We start from the raw sequence: 15,567 nt of genomic DNA, 5'->3' as shown, positions 1-15,567 counted from the left end.
GTTGCCCGGCGTCGGCTGCCGCGTCGCACGTCGCGTCAGCGGCCTTCCTGCCTCAGCCGGTCCCGGGCTTCGGTAGCGATCACGGCAGCCTGGATGCGCCGCTCCACGCCGAGCTTGGCGAGCAGACGGGAAATGTGGTTCTTCACCGTCTTCTCGGCCAGGTACAGGCGCTGACCGATCTGGCGGTTGGTCAGTCCCTCGCCGATCAGGGCCAGGATCTCCCGCTCCCGGTCGGTCAGACCCGGCAGGGCCTCCGGCTCCTCCTCCTTCTGCTGTCCGCCGCGCAGCCTGGCCATCAGCTTGGTGGTGGCACTCGGGTCCAGCAGCGACTGGCCCCGGGCCACCGTGCGCACGGCCGCCACCAGGTCGGAGCCCTGGATCTGCTTCAGTACGTAACCGGATGCGCCCGCCATGATCGAATCCAGCAGCGCCTCCTCGTCGTCGAACGAGGTCAGCATCAGGCAGGCCAGGTCCGGCATGCGCGAACGCAGCTCCCGGCACACCGTGACACCGTCGCCGTCCGGCAGGCGCACGTCTAGGACCGCGACCTGCGGGCGCAGAGCGGGGACGCGGACAAGGGCCTGCTCCGCCGTGGCGGCCTCGCCGACCACGGTGATGTCCGGTTCGTCGTTCAGCAGGTCGTGCACCCCGCGCCGTACCACTTCGTGGTCGTCCATCAGGAAGACCCGGATCGGGTTGTCGGGGCCGGGCTGCTCGCCGTCCGCCATCGAATGCTCCTGTTCTGCGTATGCCGCGTTCCACGCCGGTGTCCACGTGGACGCGGTGGGCCGTCTCGTTGGAGATCCTTCCCGGTTCGGGGCCGCTATGCCCAGGGCCGGTCGGCCCCTGTTTCCCCGAGTAGGCGCGCCGCCGGTCGACGCCGTCGAGGAACAGGGGCGTCGGCCGGCAGCGGGTGACGGGGCCCCACGGTCCCGGTTCCGGGGCCGAGTGGCCCTGGGACCAGGGCGGGGGCTCGCCTCAGGCTGGAGCCGCGGAACGATCACAAGGAGTGGAACAGATGACCGTCAGGGACACCGGCACCCAGCAGACCCCCACCACCGTACGGGTCCGAGGCACGGGCGACGTGGACGAGCAGGCGCTCGTCTACGTCCGCACCAAGGTCGACGCGGTCCTCGGCCGGCCGGGCCTGCCGCCCGTCAGCGGCGAGGTGCGGATCGCGAAGGCCGCGGCGCACCACGCCGGGCACCCGTGGACGGCAGGGGCCGAGATCCGTGTGGGCCGCGACCTCGTGGTCGTCCACGCGGAGGAGGCCACCGCCCACGAGCTCGCGGACCGGCTGCACGACCGGCTGCGCGGCCAGGTGGAGCAGGTCGTGCACCGCGGGGACGCGGCCCGCAAGTCGGCCACGCCGCCGCCCTGGCGCGGCGGCCCGGCGGACGGACGGCAGGAGTAGGGACCCCGAGCCGGGTGCGGGAGGGGGAGCCCCCTCCCGCACCCGGCCCGTCCAGCGGCCCTGAGAGAGAAGGAGGGCGGCGTGAAGACCCACACCGTCGGAGAGGTGATGACCCGTGAGGTCGTCCAGGCACATCGGCAGACGACGTTCAAGGACCTCGTACGGCTGCTGAACCGGCACCGGATCGGCGGACTGCCCGTCGTTGACGCGGACGACAAGGTGGTCGGGGTGATCTCTGCGACCGACCTCGTCCGCGGGCAGGCGGACCGCGCCGACCGGCGGATCCGCCTGCCGGGCCTGCGTCGTCCGGTGCGCGTCCCGGCGGGCGGGGCCCCGGGGCTCGTCGCGGCCGAGCTGATGTCCTCACCTGCGGTCACGGTGCATCCGGAGCAACTGGTCCCGGAGGCGGCACGGATGATGGAGCGTCATCACATTGAGCGGCTTCCCGTGGTGGACGAGGAGGACCGCCTCATCGGCATCGCCACCCGCCGCGACCTTCTGCGTGTCTTCCTGCGCACGGACGAGGAGATCCGCCGGCAGGTGATCGACGAGGTCCTGGTCGGCGCCCTCGGCCTGTCCTCCGACGCGGTCACCGTGTTCGTCCGGGACGGCGTGGTCACACTGAAGGGACGTCTGGAACGCCGGAGCGACATCCCCCTGGCGATCCGATCGGCCTGGCGGGTCGAGGGGGCCGTCGGAGTGGTCAACGGCCTGACGTACAGCGTCGACGACTGCCACCCGGCCGAGTCGCGCCCCATTGACGAATCCGTTTAGGGACCGCCCGCGTGAGGTCCCGTTGCCCGAGGGGGGCCGTCCGGCCCTCCCCGACCGGGCCGGACGGGCAGAGGAAAGGACCAACGGCGTCTGCGGCCGGGCCGCACCGCGGACGAGAGTGGAATCGGAGCGGCACCGGCATCCCTCACGGTGCCGCTCCCGTACCGCCCCGCCGGATCACCTCCGGCGGTACCGACGTACCGGAGGCGCACTCCCATGACCCGACAGGAAGCCGGGACCACGATCACGACTCCTCTCACCGAGGCTCCGTCCGACACCACCATCGCGGTGGACCGGCTGGTGACGGCCGGGTTGAAGGCACTCGCCGACTACGAGGAGCTCGACCAGGAGCAGGTCGACCACATTGTCAAGAAGGCCTCGGTCGCCGCTCTGGACCAGCACACCGCGCTGGCACGGCTCGCGGTGGAGGAGACCGGACGCGGCCTGTTCGAGGACAAGGCGGCCAAGAACATGTTCGCGTGTGAGCACGTCACGCACAGCATGGGCCACATGAAGACCGTCGGCGTGATCGCCCGTGACGACGTCGAGGACCTGGTGGAGATCGCCGAACCGGTCGGCGTGATAGCCGCGGTCACCCCGGTCACCAATCCGACCTCCACCACGATCTTCAAGGCGCTGATGGCGCTGAAGACCCGCAACCCGGTCGTCTTCGCCTTCCACCCTTCCGCCCAGCGGTGCAGCGCCGAAGCGGCCCGCGTCGTGCGCGACGCCGCCGTCGCCGCCGGTGCGCCCGAGCACTGCATCCAGTGGATCGAGACCCCGTCCATCGAGGCCACGCGCACCCTGATGCACCACCCCGGCATCTCCCTCATCCTCGCCACCGGCGGCAATGCCATGGTCAAGGCCGCTTACTCGGCCGGAAAGCCCGCCCTCGGCGTGGGCGCCGGCAACGTCCCCGCCTACGTGCACAAGAGCGCGAAGCTGCGCCGGGCCGTCAACGACCTGGTGCTGTCGAAGTCGTTCGACAACGGGATGATCTGCGCCTCCGAGCAGGCCGTCATCCTCGACGACGAGATCTACGACGCCGCCCTTGCGGAGTTCCGCACCCTGCACGCCCACCTGGCGACCGCCGAGGAAAAGGCGAAGCTGGAGGCCTTCCTCTTCCCGACCGTCAGGACGGCCGGCAGCGGCTGCGAGCCCAAGGTCAACTCCGGGGCCGTGGGGCAGAGCCCCGCCTGGATCGCGGAACAGGCCGGGTTCACCGTGCCTGCCGACACCTCGCTCATCCTGGTCGAGGCCGAGCGGGTCGGCCGGGACGAGCCGCTGACCCGCGAGAAGCTCTGCCCCGTGCTCGCCGTGCTGCGCGCCGGTTCCGAACAGCAGGGCTTCGACCTCGCCGCCGACATGGTCGCCTTCCACGGACAGGGCCACAGCGCCGTCATCCACACCGACGACCCCGCGCTCGCCGAGGCGTACGGCCGCCGCATCAAGACGGTACGGGTCATCGTCAACTCGCCATCCTCGCAGGGTGCCATCGGCGGCATCTACAACGGCCTGCTGCCGTCGCTGACACTCGGCTGCGGCTCCTGGGGCAGCACCTCGGTCTCCAACAACGTCTCCGCCGCCCAGCTGCTCAACATCAAGCGGGTCTCCACCCGCCGCAACAACCTCCAGTGGTTCAAGGTCCCGCCGAAGATCTACTTCGAGCCGCAGGCCCTGCGCTACCTGCAGTCCATGCCCGACATCCACCGCGTCACGATCGTCACCGACGCCACCATGACCCGCCTCGGCTTCGTCGACCGCGTCACCCGCATCCTGCAACGGCGCCGCGAACCGGTCACCGTGCAGATCATCGACAACGTCGAACCCGAACCCAGCATCGACTCCGTCCGCCGCGGCGCCCGCCTCATGGGCGACTTCCGCCCCGACACGATCATCGCGCTCGGCGGCGGGTCACCCATGGACGCGGCCAAGGTGATGTGGCTGCTGTACGAGCAGCAGGCCGACGGCAAGGACGTCGACTTCGCCGACATGCGGCACAAGTTCTCCGACATCCGCAAGCGCGCCTTCCGCTTCCCCGTCCTGGGCAAGCTCGCCCGCCTGGTGTGCGTGCCCACCACGTCCGGAACCGGCGCCGAGGTCACCCCCTTCGCCGTCATCTCCGACCCGGCCACCGGCAAGAAGTACCCGCTCGCCGACTACGCGCTCACCCCCAGCGTGGCCATCGTCGACCCGCTGCTCACCATCGAACTGCCCCCCGCGCTCGCCGCCGACAGCGGCTTCGACGCCCTCACCCACGCCATCGAGGCGTACGTGTCCGTCTACGCCAACGACTTCACCGACGGCCTCGCGCTCCACGCGATCCGCCTGATCTTCGACAACATCGCGGCCTCCGTGAACGACGGCGCGGCAAATCCTCAGGCCCGGGAGAAGATGCACAACGCCGGCACCATCGCGGGCATGGCCTTCGGCAACGCCTTCCTCGGCATCGTCCACGCCATGTCCCATACCCTCGGCGCCACGTTCCACATCGCACACGGCCGCACCAACGCGGTCCTGCTGCCGCACGTCATCCGCTACAACGGCACCGTTCCCACGAAGCTCACCGGCTGGCCCAAGTACGAGCACTACCGCGCCCCCGAACGCTTCCAGGACATCGCCCGCACCCTCGGCCTGCCCGCCGCCACGCCTCAGGAGGGCGTGGAGTCGCTGGCCTCGGCCGTGGAACGCCTGCGCGACAGCGTGGGCATCGAGCCGTCGTTCCGCGCCCTCGCCGTCGACGAGCGTGCGTTCCTCGACGCCCTGCCCCAGCAGGCCCTGAACGCCTACGAGGACCAGTGCGCACCCGCCAATCCCCGGATGCCGATGCTCGACGACATGCAGGAACTCATGCGCACGGCCTACTACGGCAAGAGGGACGCTCCCAGCGCATAGGCCGAGCGGGCCGCGGTAGGGCCGTTCGGCCCTACCGCGCCCTTCACTGCCCGCATTCAAATGGTCTGATCCACCCCCGCCCGTGACCCGCCGGCCACCGGGCTCCACCCCGAGAACTCGTCGGATCTCATGCCACCGATCTTGGAAAGGACACGCAGATGCGGTACCGGCCCCGCGGCCGCCGACACCGCGGCGACCAGCGGCGTCACGGCAACGGCACTCCTACCGAAGCACCCGCGCAGTGAGCGACGAAACCCTACGGACACCCACCATGACCACCAACAACGCCCTGCCCTCCACCACCGGTCCACGGCACAGCGTGGAACTCGACAGCGCCGAGGCCCTGCGACTCCTGGGCAGCGTCTCCCTGGGCAGGATCGTCTTCACCCAGCGCGCGCTCCCCACGATCCGGCCGGTCAACCACATCCTCGACGACGGCGACATCATCATCCGCACCCACGAAGGCTCGGCGATCACCTCGCACACCCGCCATGCGAACGGCTCAGGCGTCGTCGTCGCCTACGAGGCCGACGCCATCGACCCGGACACCCACGTCGGCTGGAGCGTGGTCGTCACCGGCTACGCCCGCCTGATCACCGACCCCCACGAACTGACCCGCTACCAGGCACTGCTTCATCCCTGGGTGAAACAGACCATGGACTACGCGGTCCGCATCCACCCCGACCTGGTCACGGGAATCCGGCTCAGCGCCGCGGACGAGACCATCAGCGCCTGACCCCGACGGATCAGCGATCCAGTGCAGGGCTCCGCGGACTCCTGCAGGGCGTAATAAAGGGTCCATGCAAGCGGGACGTCCGAACACGTCCCCGCCCCCGCGCCGGACCAGCGTGATCGGTGGGCTGTCGGCGTCCGCGTACCCGGAAACCGGACCACCCCCTCCCAGATGTAACGCATGGCCGTGACACGTCGGCCGCCTGCGGCAGGGCGGAAAAGCCTCTGCTCCACAGACATCCGGGCGCCTTTCCAATCCCACCCGTGGACGACAATCGTCCCTGCCCTCTCGCGCCGCTCGGCCCTTCGTTGCCGGCCACAGTCACCCATGTCACCCGCTGCTTGCCTCGCCTTTCGTCAGGGACGCGACATGGTCGGGCACGTACTGGACAGCAGAACCAACGTGTAATGGACTCCAGGTCCATCGGCGAGAGCTTCCACCGGCGCGTGGGGTCCTTGAGCCGGGTCCGGAAGCGCTGCTCCTGCACGACGTCGCTCACCGAGGCGCTGGTGCAGGAACCTCGCATACTCCTCCTTGGTGCAAAAGCCCCCGACGTGCTCAACGCCGGCGCGGTTGTACCGGCTGCGGTCGAGCGGGACGATCTCGCCTGCCGCCGGCAGGTGCTCGACGTACCGCTGGAAGTATCACTGGGTGCGTTCGCGTTCGGTCGGCTTGGGCAGCGTCACGATCCGCGCCATTCGAGGGTTGAGGTGGTCGGTGACCCGCTTGACGGTGCCGCCCTTGCCCGCCGTGTCGCGGCCCTCGAAGACGACGAGCGATCCGCTGTCACCTCTTCGCCCCGACGTGCGTGTCAGTCTCACGGTTCGGATCAGGCGTGGGGGACCACCGCGACGGGCGAGACGGCGTCGTGGAGCACCGCGTGGGTGACCGGACCGATGTGCGGGCCGAGTGATGCACGGCGGTTCTTGCGGCCGACGACGACCAGCGAGGCGTTCCGGGAGGCGTCGGCCAGATGCGAGTGCGCCTGGCCGACCACGGCCTCGTCGGTCACCTCTACATCTGGGTACTTCTCCCGCCATGGGCGCAGTGTGTCGGTCAGCCTCTGCTGTGCCTCGGTGACCGGTCCGCTCTCCACCAATTCGTTCCAAGGGTTCTTTGAAGGAGCCGGGCTCCAGCCGTGGACGACGCGCAGGACGGCGGCACGATGGGATGCGGCGTCGAAGGCGAAACCGATGACGGCGTCATGAGGGTCGTGCAGGTCCAGGCCGAGCACCACGTCGCCGTGCGGCACCGTCCGAGCTGTGGCCCCGGCTGCACTCGGCAGGTTCTCCGCAACGCCACCGGAATCAGCGCGCACCAGGACAACCGGGGACTCTGCCCTGGCCACCGCGGCCGACGCCACGGAGCCGAGCAGGAACCCGGCCGCCCGGCCCAGGCCCCGGGACCCGAGCACCAGCAGCTCGGCCTCCAGGGCGGCGTCCGGCAGAGCCCTCGCCGGCTGCCCGTCGATCTGGTGAGCGGTGATCTCCAGGCCCGGATGACGGTACGCGAGGGTTGCCGTGACCTCGCGCAGCAAGCGCGCGGAGAGGTCGGCATCCGGCGGTGGCACGGCCTCGCCCGCGAACGGTACATAGGCGTGGGGCTGCTGTTCTCCGGCGTGCACGACACGTAGTGCGGCCGCACGGAGCACGGCTTCACGGGCGGCCCAATCAGCCGCAGCAAGGCTCTCGGGCGAGCCGTCCAGGCCAACGACGACGGTTCGGGACATGAGGGAGGCCTCCTTCGGGATGTGATCTCACTCTTGCCGCCCCTGACCCCGGGCGAGAGGGCCGACCCGTCCCTGCGTTCTGCCGATGGGCCCCTGCCGGTGGTGGCACACGCGATCGGGGCACCGCCGCGGATTGAGCGGCGGTGCCCCGATCGAGCTGTGGGTTCACAGCAGCCAGCGGTTGCGGCTGACAATCGGCAGCCGTGCCCACGCCTTGCCGAGCCCCCAGGTGGCGCCGGCGCCCGCCGCCGCAAGGATGATCAGGACGACGGCGTAGATCACGTGGTACTCCACGATCGGGTTCGTGGACATGCTCGGCGACCCGTCGGACAGGTGCTGGGCCGGCGGCCACTCGGCGATCCACATCAGCGCCATCATCACCGTGCCCGCCACGGCGGCGAGCCGCAGCGCGATACCCGCGGTGAGCGCGAGGCCGATGCCGAGCAGGCCGAGCATGAACAGCCAGTCCGCCCAGGCAGCCCCGGCCCAGTCGTGGAAGGTCGACTCCATCGGCCCGGCAGCAACGCCGCCGAGGAAGCCCTTGGTGGGCGATCCGCCATCGATCCAGCCCTTGCCGGACTGCGTGGCGTAACCGAAGCCGAAAGTCTTGTCCAGGAACGCCCACAGGAAGACGAACCCGGTCAGCAGCCGCAGCCCGGCAAGGACGTACGTACCGGTGGTGGTCGCCGCCGCGGTCGTCGTGCCGGCGTGCGCGGGAGCCGTCCCGGTCCCGCGCAGCGACGGGAAGCGGAACCTGACGGGGCGATGCGAGTGGTCGTGGACTGCCATGATGTTCATCCCCTCCGAGGGAGCGACGCGCGATGTGTTGACGTCTCTCGTTGCACCTTCAATCTCCCGCTTACCGCGGGGATAACGGAGGGGCTGCAGGGCCCGGACGACGGTCCGAACGTCCCTCTCCTCCCGGGACCTGCGGTGCGGGGCACTCGCCCACGCGCCCGTCCCGGACATCAAGGCGGCCGCCTCCCGTCCATCAGAGCGCTGTCCCTGCAGCAAGAGGCGACCGCCGGTCAGGGAAGCCGTCGCTGCGGCGGCGGTTTCCCTTCAGTCTGGGCGGCCTGCAGGTCGGCGAGCAGTTCGGCCTGCCCGGCCAGTACTCCGGACAGGATGGTCCGTGCCACCTTCAGCAACTCGGCCACCTGCGGGCTGGTCAGCGAGTAGTACACGGTCGAACCCTCTTTCCGGCTGACCACGAGGTTGGCCTGGCGTAGCACGGCCAGTTGCTGGGAGAGATGGGCGGGTTCGATGCCCACCTCGGGCAGCATCTCCGCGACCGCGTGCTCACGTCCACCGCTCGTCAGCACTGCGGCGAGGTGGTGGGCGGCCTCGATGATCGCCGCTTGTCCCTCGTCCGACCAGCTGCGCAATTCCGTGAGATCCGCGACGACGGGTCCGGAATCCCGGGCGAGGACCCCGCCCATGGGATCACCGAAGCGGCGGACCACCTCCGGGCCGAGGTGGTCGGACGGAGAGGATGCCCAGGTTCTCCTCGACGCCGTACCGCCACTCGATGGTCATGGTGGGGAACTTCCTTCTTGAGGGTGGCTGTCCGCCGCGACATCGTTGGCGTCCCAGTTGGCCATGGGTTTCACAGGGGCAGATTGATCCATACGGGCTTGCCGTCGGCGTCACCGTGGACGGCAGCGGTGCCGCCGTGTTGCCGAGTGAGCTCCATGACCGTGCCAAGGCCACCGGTGCTGGTGTCCGCTCGTGGCAGCGGGGGCTGGTAGGGGTGGCGGTCGTGGACGGCGAGGGCCAGGCGGCTCCCGCTTGCCGCACCACGCCAGGGTCACAGGGCCCGGAGCCCGTGCTCCCGGAACTGCTCACGCACGCGCTCGGTCAGCTCCGGGGCGGGCGTGGCAGTGTCGCGCAGGGGGAAAGGCAGCCCGAGGGCGTCGTACTTGTGGGCACCGAGTTTGTGGAAGGGCAGGACGTCGACCCGGTCGACGTTGCTCAGCCCGGCCAGGAACGCGCCCAGGCCGTCGATGGCTTCCGGGTCGTCGGTCCAGCCGGGGACCAGGACGTAGCGAACGTGCACCGGGACGCCCAGCCGGTCCAGCCGGGTGGCGAAGCTCAGGGTGGGGGCGAGTGAGCCGCCGGTGAGCTTTCGATAGGTGGCAACGTCGAAGGACTTGATGTCGAGCAGGACCAGATCGGTGTCAGCGAGCAGTTCGTCGGTCGCGCGGGCGCCCAGGAAGCCGGAGGTGTCCAGAGCGGTGTGCAGGCCGGCCTCCTTGCAGCGGCGCAGCACCGCGCCCGTGAAGGCCGGCTGGAGCAGGGGCTCGCCTCCCGTGAGGGTCACTCCCCCACCCGCCGTGGTGATGAAGGACCGGTACTTGTCGAGCTCGGTCATCACCTCGTCGACGGTGGCCTGGCGCCCGTCGCGCATGTGCCAGGTGTCGGGGTTGGCGCAGTACAGGCAACGCAGCGGGCAGCCGCTGACGAACAGCACGAACCGCGTGCCTGGGCCGTCGACGCCGGTGGACAGGTCCCAGGAGTGGATCCGGCCCGAAACCTGTCCGGCGGCGAGCTGCGTCGCGGTGTTCACAGTGCCCCATGGAAGGTGCGGCTGATCACGTCGAGCTGCTGCTCGCGGGTCAGACGGACGAAGTTGACCGCGTAACCGGAGACCCGGATCGTCAACTCCGGGTACTTCTCCGGGTGCTCCATGGCGTCCTCGAGTGTCGCCCGGTTCAGCACGTTGACGTTCATGTGGAAGCCGCCGGAGGCCATATAGGCGTCGAGGATGCCGGCCAGGTTCGCGGCACGCTCGGCCGGGTCGTGGCCGAGCCCCTCAGGCGTGACGGTCGATGTGAGGGAAATGCCGTCGCGGGCGCCCTCGTACGGGAGCTTCGCCACCGACAGCGCGGAGGCGACCATGCCGTGCCGGTCGCGGCCGTTCATCGGGTTCGCGCCGGGCGCGAACGGGGCACCCGCGCGCCGGCCGTCCGGGGTGTTACCGGTGTGCTTGCCGTACACCACGTTCGAGGTGATGGTCAGCACCGACTGCGTGTGCTCGGCGCCCCGGTACGTGGGGTGCTTGCGTACCTTCGCCATGAACGACTCCACCAGCTCGACGGCGAGGCCGTCGGCGCGGTCGTCGTTGTTGCCGTACGCGGGAAACTCGCCCTCAGTGCGGAAGTCGACGGCGAGGCCCGTGGCGTCCCTGAAGACCTTCACACGCGCGTGCTTGACCGCGGACAGACTGTCCACGGCGACCGACAGACCAGCGATGCCGCACGCCATGAAACGGTGCACGGGGTAGTCGTGCAGCGCCATCTCGATACGTTCGTAGGCGTACTTGTCGTGCATGTAGTGGATGACGTTGAGCGCGTCGACGTACGTCTCCGCCAGCCAGTCCAGCACCCGGTCGTACGCCGCCGACAGCTCGGCATAATCCAGGTACTCGCCCTTCAGCGGGGGCATCTCTGGCGCGATCTGCTCGCCGGTCATCTCGTCCCGGCCGCCGTTGACCGCGTACAGCAGCGCCTTTGCCAGGTTCACTCGGGCCCCGAAGAACTGCATCTGCTTGCCCACCGCCATCGCGGACACACAGCAGGCGATCGCCGTGTCGTCACCGGTGCGCGGCCGCATCAGCTCGTCGGACTCGTACTGGATGGAGCTGGTGTCGATCGAGACCTGCGCGCAGAACCGCTTGAAGCCCTCGGGCAGCCGCGGCGACCACAGGACGGTGAGGTTCGGCTCCGGGGCGGGGCCGAGGTTGTACAGGGTCTGCAGGAAGCGGAAGGACGTCCGTGTGACCAGCGGGCGGTCGTCGGCGCCGATGCCGCCGATGGACTCCGTCACCCAGGTCGGGTCGCCGGAGAACAGGGCGTCGTACTCGGGGGTGCGAAGGAACCGTACGATCCGCAGCTTGATCACGAAGTCGTCGATCAGCTCCTGTGCGCGGGTCTCGTCGATACGGCCCTCGTCCAGGTCCCGCTGGAGGTAGACGTCCAGGAAGGTGGAGGTACGCCCCAGCGACATCGCGGCGCCGTTCTGCTCCTTCACCGCGGCCAGGAAGCCCAGGTAGAGCCACTGTACCGCCTCATGTGCGGTGGCGGCGGGGCGAGTGACATCACAGCCGTAGGAGGCGGCCATCTCGGCCAGCTCCCCCAGCGCGCGAATCTGCTCGGCCAGCTCCTCACGGTCCCGGATGACGTCCGAGCTGGAGGGCTGCGCGTCCAGCAGCGCCCGCTCGGCCCGCTTGGCCTCGATCAGCCGCTCCGTACCGTACAGCGCGACACGCCGGTAGTCACCGATGATCCGTCCGCGGCCGTACGCGTCCGGCAGCCCGGTGATGATCCCGGCCTTGCGGGCGGCGCGCATTTCGGGGGTGTAGGCGTCGAAGACGCCGTCGTTGTGGGTCTTGCGGTAGGTTCCGAAGACCTCCGCCACGAACGGATCGGCCTTGTAGCCGTACGCCGCCAGCCCGTTCTCAACCATCCTCAGGCCGCCGTTCGGCATGATCGCCCGCTTGAGCGGGGCATCGGTCTGCAGGCCGACGACCAGCTCACGGTCGCGGTCGATGTAGCCAGGCGCGTGCGAGGTGATCGTGGACGGGGTGGCCGCGTCGACATCGAGGATGCCCCTCTCCCGCTCCACGGGGAACAGGACGCTGACCTTGTCCCAGACCGCGCGCGTGCGCCCGGTCGGGCCGGCCAGGAACTCCGAGCCGCCTTCATACGGCGTGTAGTTGGCCTGGATAAAGTCCCGTACGTCGACGCACTCCTGCCACCGTGTTCCGGCGAATCCGCGCCACGCCTCCACGGATGCGTCCGCGCCGGTCTCGGCTGCTTCTGCGTGGGATGCCACCGTCATCACTGCCTCCGCTTCATTCGCGCACCGTCCGTGGGATCTCCGCGTTCGGCTCCACCGTCGATGCTCGTCGCCCACCGTGGTCGGGGGCAGGGCCGCCAGGAACCCGTCACCGCGACCGTCCGGCCCCTTTGCCATGGGGCCTTTCGGCCCTCTGCGCAGGGCCCCGGTCAGGCGGAGAGCCGCACCCCGTACAGCGTGCGACCGCCGACCAGCTCCCGCCCGGTCACCAGCTCGGGCTCGACACGAACGAAGACCTCCACGGGCGAAGGGGCCGGCGGACGGCCGCCCCGAAGGGAACAACCCTGTTCAGGTGCTCGTGCTCGGCCGGGTCGTTCACCACTGCCGCCCGCCCGGTCACGACGACACTCCAGCCGGCCCGGGCGACCGCGTCGACCTCGTCCGCCTCGAAGGCGACCACCGAACCGTCGACCGCACGGGCCAGTTCCGAAGCCGCACAGGTGCGCAGCAGCACCGCACCGTCGTCGTCCAGACAGAAGTTGACCGGCAGGACTGCGGGCAGTGCCTGCCGGGTGTACACGATGCGGCCGACCGACACCTTCGCCAGCAGACCCAGACATTCCTGCCGACCGAGTTCACGGAAACCGTCGTTGGAATACATAGCCAGTCCGTCTCTCACGCAGGGCAACGCTCGCACTCCATCGTCCGTAGCCTCGGCATCGGAGATGAGAGGCCATGAGTCCCCGTGTATCTGAGAGCGGCCCCCGCTGAGGTGCCGATACGCCCCGTCGGCAGCCATCGGGGAGAGCTCGGCCCGGCCAGGAGCCGGATGAGCGCTGTCCCTCAGGTTTGTTCTGCCCATGTGTGAAAGGCACACCGGATCCGCCCCCTGCCCAGACAGACCAAGAGAGGTGATCGGTGTTGCTTCAACCAGTCGAACCCTGTCACCCGGCCGGACGAGACCGTCCGGCCGGGGTGACGGGGACACCATGCGGGCGGATGCGAAGCGAACCGCTGAACTGACCCGCTGGACCCGCGCGGCAGGCGGCAGCCCTGACGGTGTGCCCCTGGAGACGTGCACCTCCCACCCGGACTGCACCACACTCGCGAGCCGGGACTTCCTCGGCATCACCCGGATCCGGCCCACCGCGCCGCGGATATGGCGGGCACGCACCGGCCTGATCGCCCTGATCACCACCCAGCACGACGCACGGGAGACGCCCTCCACCGAACTTGATTGGGTGATGTCGGGGATGCTGGCCTGACGCCGGCCTGTCGGCTGCGGTAGCTGTGGGGCTGTGAGGTACGCGCAGGGCGGCGGGCTGACCGACGCCGAGTGGGCCGCGCGGGAGCAGATCCGGCTGCAGGCCGTGTAACGCTTCGAGGGCGGGGAGAAGAACCGGGAGATCGCTGCCGCGCTGCGGGTGAGCGAGCGGTCGGTGGAGCGGTGGCGCCGGGCTTGGCGCGAGCGAGGCGAGCCGCCCAGGAGAGGCGAGTCCGCCCACTGCGGACGGTACGTCCCCGGCCTGCGCACGAGCTCCCTGCTGCTCCAGGACCGACCGGGGCCGTTTTCGGGGCCGACCGTCCCCTTCACTACCCGACCGGCCGCCCATGTCCCACTCGGTCAGTCATGCCGGAACCACCACGGTCGGCGCCGCCGTGTGATGCGGCACGACACACGCGACGGGCCCGATGCCGTCACCGAACGGGACCCGTCGGATCCGGCAACGGACGACGGCCAGCGACGCGCTGGTCACACCTTCCGCCAATTGGCCGCCGGTTTCATTTATCGGCTGGGACGTTTGCCCAACAGGCCCGTGACGGCAGGGCCATGGAACTCGCCGAGCAGGACGGCCACGACACCACAGAGGGGAGCGCGCCGAGCACGTCTGGCCCGTACGGGCCACGCCGAGGGACCACCGGCCCCTCCCCTCCACCGCCGGGGAACTCCCACCATCGGTGAAAGGCACGATCCGCGCGGCCTCTGCGCGACCCGGGACGGGCAAGGAGGGCCCCCATGCGATCCACCACTCTTGACGCCTCGATGCTGGAAGCCTGCCTCACGGCCGCGATCGCCGCGCCCTCGATCTTCAACACCCAGCCATGGCGCTTCCGCCTAGTTCCCGAGACCGTCACACTCCAGGTCCGCGCGGCTCCGGAGCGGGGGCTGCGGCACGTGGATCCCACGGGCCGTGCCCTGCACCTGTCGGTGGGCGCGTCCGTGTTCAACCTCCGTGTCGCGGTGGCCCACTTTGGCTGGCACGCGGTCACCCGCCTGCTGCCCTCACCGGACGATCCCGAGCTCCTCGCCACCGTCCGTCTGACGGGCCCCGCTTCCAGGCCGGCCACGGGGCATCGCGGGGACCTGTACGAGGTGATCGGCCGCAGGCGCAGCAGCCGGTTCCCGTTCTCCGACAGGCCCCTGCCGCCCCAGCTGTGCGCGGAACTCGCCGAGGCCGCCCGCACCGAGGGTGCCCTGCTCGCCTTCCCCGCAGCCGCCGAGGCCGATCGTCTGCTCCGGGTGACCGCCGAGGCCGAGCACCGCAACCGTACGGATCACGACCGAGGAGCCGAGAGCCGCCGCTGGATCCACCGCGACCGGGACGCGCTCACCGACGTGGGACTCCCGCGGACCGCCCTCGGCCCGCAGGACGCCCACGAGCACCTGCCCATGCGCGACTTCACCGCGCAACGCCACACCGAGCGGCTTGCCGCCCGGCCGTTCGAGACGAACCCGGTCATAGCGCTGCTGACCACCGAACACGACCGCCGGGCCGACTGGCTGCGGGCTGGGCAGGCCCTACAGCACCTGCTGCTGGTCGCGACGGTCCACGGCGTACGGACCTCCCTGCTGCACCAGCCCATGGAGTGGCCGGACCTGCGCCGTTCCCTGAACTCGACACCCGACCTCATTGGGCACCCCCAGATGCTGATCCGCCTGGGATACGGCCCGGAAGGCCCGGCCACCCCACGCCGCACCGCGCGGCTCGATACCCGACCGACCGGCCTGCACGGCGACTGAGGGACGCGCGTGGCCGCGCCCCGCGACGGACCGGCCTGCACGTTTCGTGACTCCGGTCGGCCAAGAAGTTCCCGACCGCACTACACCTGCGAAAAGCGATCCCCGGACGTCGGTGAGCGACGGCGGGATGGGTGGGCCCGGGGTGTTCTAGGGTGTGCGGTGTGGCCGACTTGCCGTCGCTGGTGCCCGCGCGGCGGCGCCCG

Annotated in this window: 12 protein-coding genes and 4 pseudogenes; 7 read left to right on the top strand and 9 right to left on the bottom strand. The window is 70.1% G+C overall.

Features of this window, described 5'->3' with window-relative positions:
- Positions 1-35: 35 nt before the first annotated feature.
- Complete coding sequence (locus ACZ4Z3_RS14040) at positions 36-728, bottom strand: response regulator (RefSeq protein WP_468501183.1); 693 nt, start codon at positions 726-728, stop codon at positions 36-38.
- Between the two features lie 290 nt (positions 729-1,018).
- Here ACZ4Z3_RS14040 and ACZ4Z3_RS14035 point away from each other — a divergent pair, with 290 nt between their 5' ends.
- The 4 genes from ACZ4Z3_RS14035 (at position 1,019) to ACZ4Z3_RS14020 (ending at position 5,819) form a co-directional block, all read left to right on the top strand.
- Positions 1,019-1,414, top strand: a complete 396-nt coding sequence (locus tag ACZ4Z3_RS14035; protein WP_468501182.1) for a hypothetical protein — start codon at positions 1,019-1,021, stop codon at positions 1,412-1,414.
- A gap of 81 nt (positions 1,415-1,495) precedes the next feature.
- Entirely contained in the window at positions 1,496-2,188 is a 693-nt protein-coding gene (locus ACZ4Z3_RS14030) for a CBS domain-containing protein (protein WP_468501181.1), read from the top strand.
- A 216-nt stretch (positions 2,189-2,404) separates the two neighbouring features.
- Positions 2,405-5,083, top strand: a complete 2,679-nt coding sequence (adhE, locus tag ACZ4Z3_RS14025) for a bifunctional acetaldehyde-CoA/alcohol dehydrogenase (RefSeq protein WP_468501180.1) — start codon at positions 2,405-2,407, stop codon at positions 5,081-5,083.
- A gap of 271 nt (positions 5,084-5,354) precedes the next feature.
- Complete coding sequence (locus ACZ4Z3_RS14020) at positions 5,355-5,819, top strand: pyridoxamine 5'-phosphate oxidase family protein (RefSeq protein WP_468501179.1); 465 nt, start codon at positions 5,355-5,357, stop codon at positions 5,817-5,819.
- Positions 5,820-6,213: 394 nt separating this feature from the next.
- Here ACZ4Z3_RS14020 and ACZ4Z3_RS14015 read toward each other — a convergent pair.
- The 8 genes and pseudogenes from ACZ4Z3_RS14015 to ACZ4Z3_RS13980 all read right to left on the bottom strand — a co-directional run.
- Positions 6,214-6,649, bottom strand: a pseudogene (locus ACZ4Z3_RS14015) (polyphosphate kinase 2 family protein); the annotation flags it as partial.
- A complete protein-coding gene (locus ACZ4Z3_RS14010; protein WP_468501178.1) occupies positions 6,646-7,545 on the bottom strand; it encodes a universal stress protein in 900 nt (299 codons plus the stop codon). The pseudogene ACZ4Z3_RS14015 and the gene ACZ4Z3_RS14010, both read right to left, overlap by 4 nt.
- A gap of 165 nt (positions 7,546-7,710) precedes the next feature.
- Positions 7,711-8,334 (bottom strand): hypothetical protein, encoded by a 624-nt coding sequence (locus ACZ4Z3_RS14005; RefSeq protein ID WP_468501177.1) that lies wholly within the window; start codon positions 8,332-8,334, stop codon positions 7,711-7,713.
- Between the two features lie 239 nt (positions 8,335-8,573).
- Positions 8,574-8,984: an ArsR/SmtB family transcription factor gene (locus tag ACZ4Z3_RS14000; RefSeq protein ID WP_468501176.1), complete on the bottom strand. Its 411-nt coding sequence runs from the start codon at positions 8,982-8,984 to the stop codon at positions 8,574-8,576.
- Positions 8,985-9,151: 167 nt separating this feature from the next.
- Positions 9,152-9,340 (bottom strand): annotated as a pseudogene (locus ACZ4Z3_RS13995) (ATP-binding protein); the annotation flags it as partial.
- A 12-nt stretch (positions 9,341-9,352) separates the two neighbouring features.
- A complete protein-coding gene (pflA, locus tag ACZ4Z3_RS13990) occupies positions 9,353-10,111 on the bottom strand; it encodes a pyruvate formate-lyase-activating protein (protein ID WP_468501175.1) in 759 nt (252 codons plus the stop codon).
- On the bottom strand, positions 10,108-12,384 hold the full coding sequence (gene pflB / locus ACZ4Z3_RS13985; RefSeq protein ID WP_468501174.1) for a formate C-acetyltransferase: 2,277 nt from the start codon (positions 12,382-12,384) through the stop codon (positions 10,108-10,110). The genes pflA and pflB overlap by 4 nt, the downstream gene beginning before the upstream one ends.
- A gap of 167 nt (positions 12,385-12,551) precedes the next feature.
- Positions 12,552-13,003 (bottom strand): annotated as a pseudogene (locus ACZ4Z3_RS13980) (pyridoxamine 5'-phosphate oxidase family protein).
- Between the two features lie 328 nt (positions 13,004-13,331).
- On the opposite strand from ACZ4Z3_RS13980, the gene ACZ4Z3_RS13975 reads away from it, so the two are divergent.
- The 3 genes and pseudogenes from ACZ4Z3_RS13975 to ACZ4Z3_RS13965 all read left to right on the top strand — a co-directional run bounded on the left by ACZ4Z3_RS13975 (position 13,332) and on the right by ACZ4Z3_RS13965 (position 15,364).
- Positions 13,332-13,607, top strand: coding sequence for a hypothetical protein (locus ACZ4Z3_RS13975; RefSeq protein WP_468501173.1), 276 nt, complete (start codon positions 13,332-13,334; stop codon positions 13,605-13,607).
- A 33-nt stretch (positions 13,608-13,640) separates the two neighbouring features.
- A pseudogene (locus tag ACZ4Z3_RS13970) lies at positions 13,641-13,820 on the top strand (helix-turn-helix domain-containing protein); the annotation flags it as partial.
- Between the two features lie 539 nt (positions 13,821-14,359).
- The gene (locus tag ACZ4Z3_RS13965; protein WP_468501172.1) at positions 14,360-15,364 is read left to right on the top strand and encodes an Acg family FMN-binding oxidoreductase; all 1,005 of its coding nucleotides are present in this window, start codon (positions 14,360-14,362) and stop codon (positions 15,362-15,364) included.
- Positions 15,365-15,567 lie beyond the last annotated feature (203 nt).

Source organism: Streptomyces sp. NPDC030296, from assembly GCF_055572815.1.
This window is presented reverse-complemented; position numbering and strand designations above follow the sequence as displayed.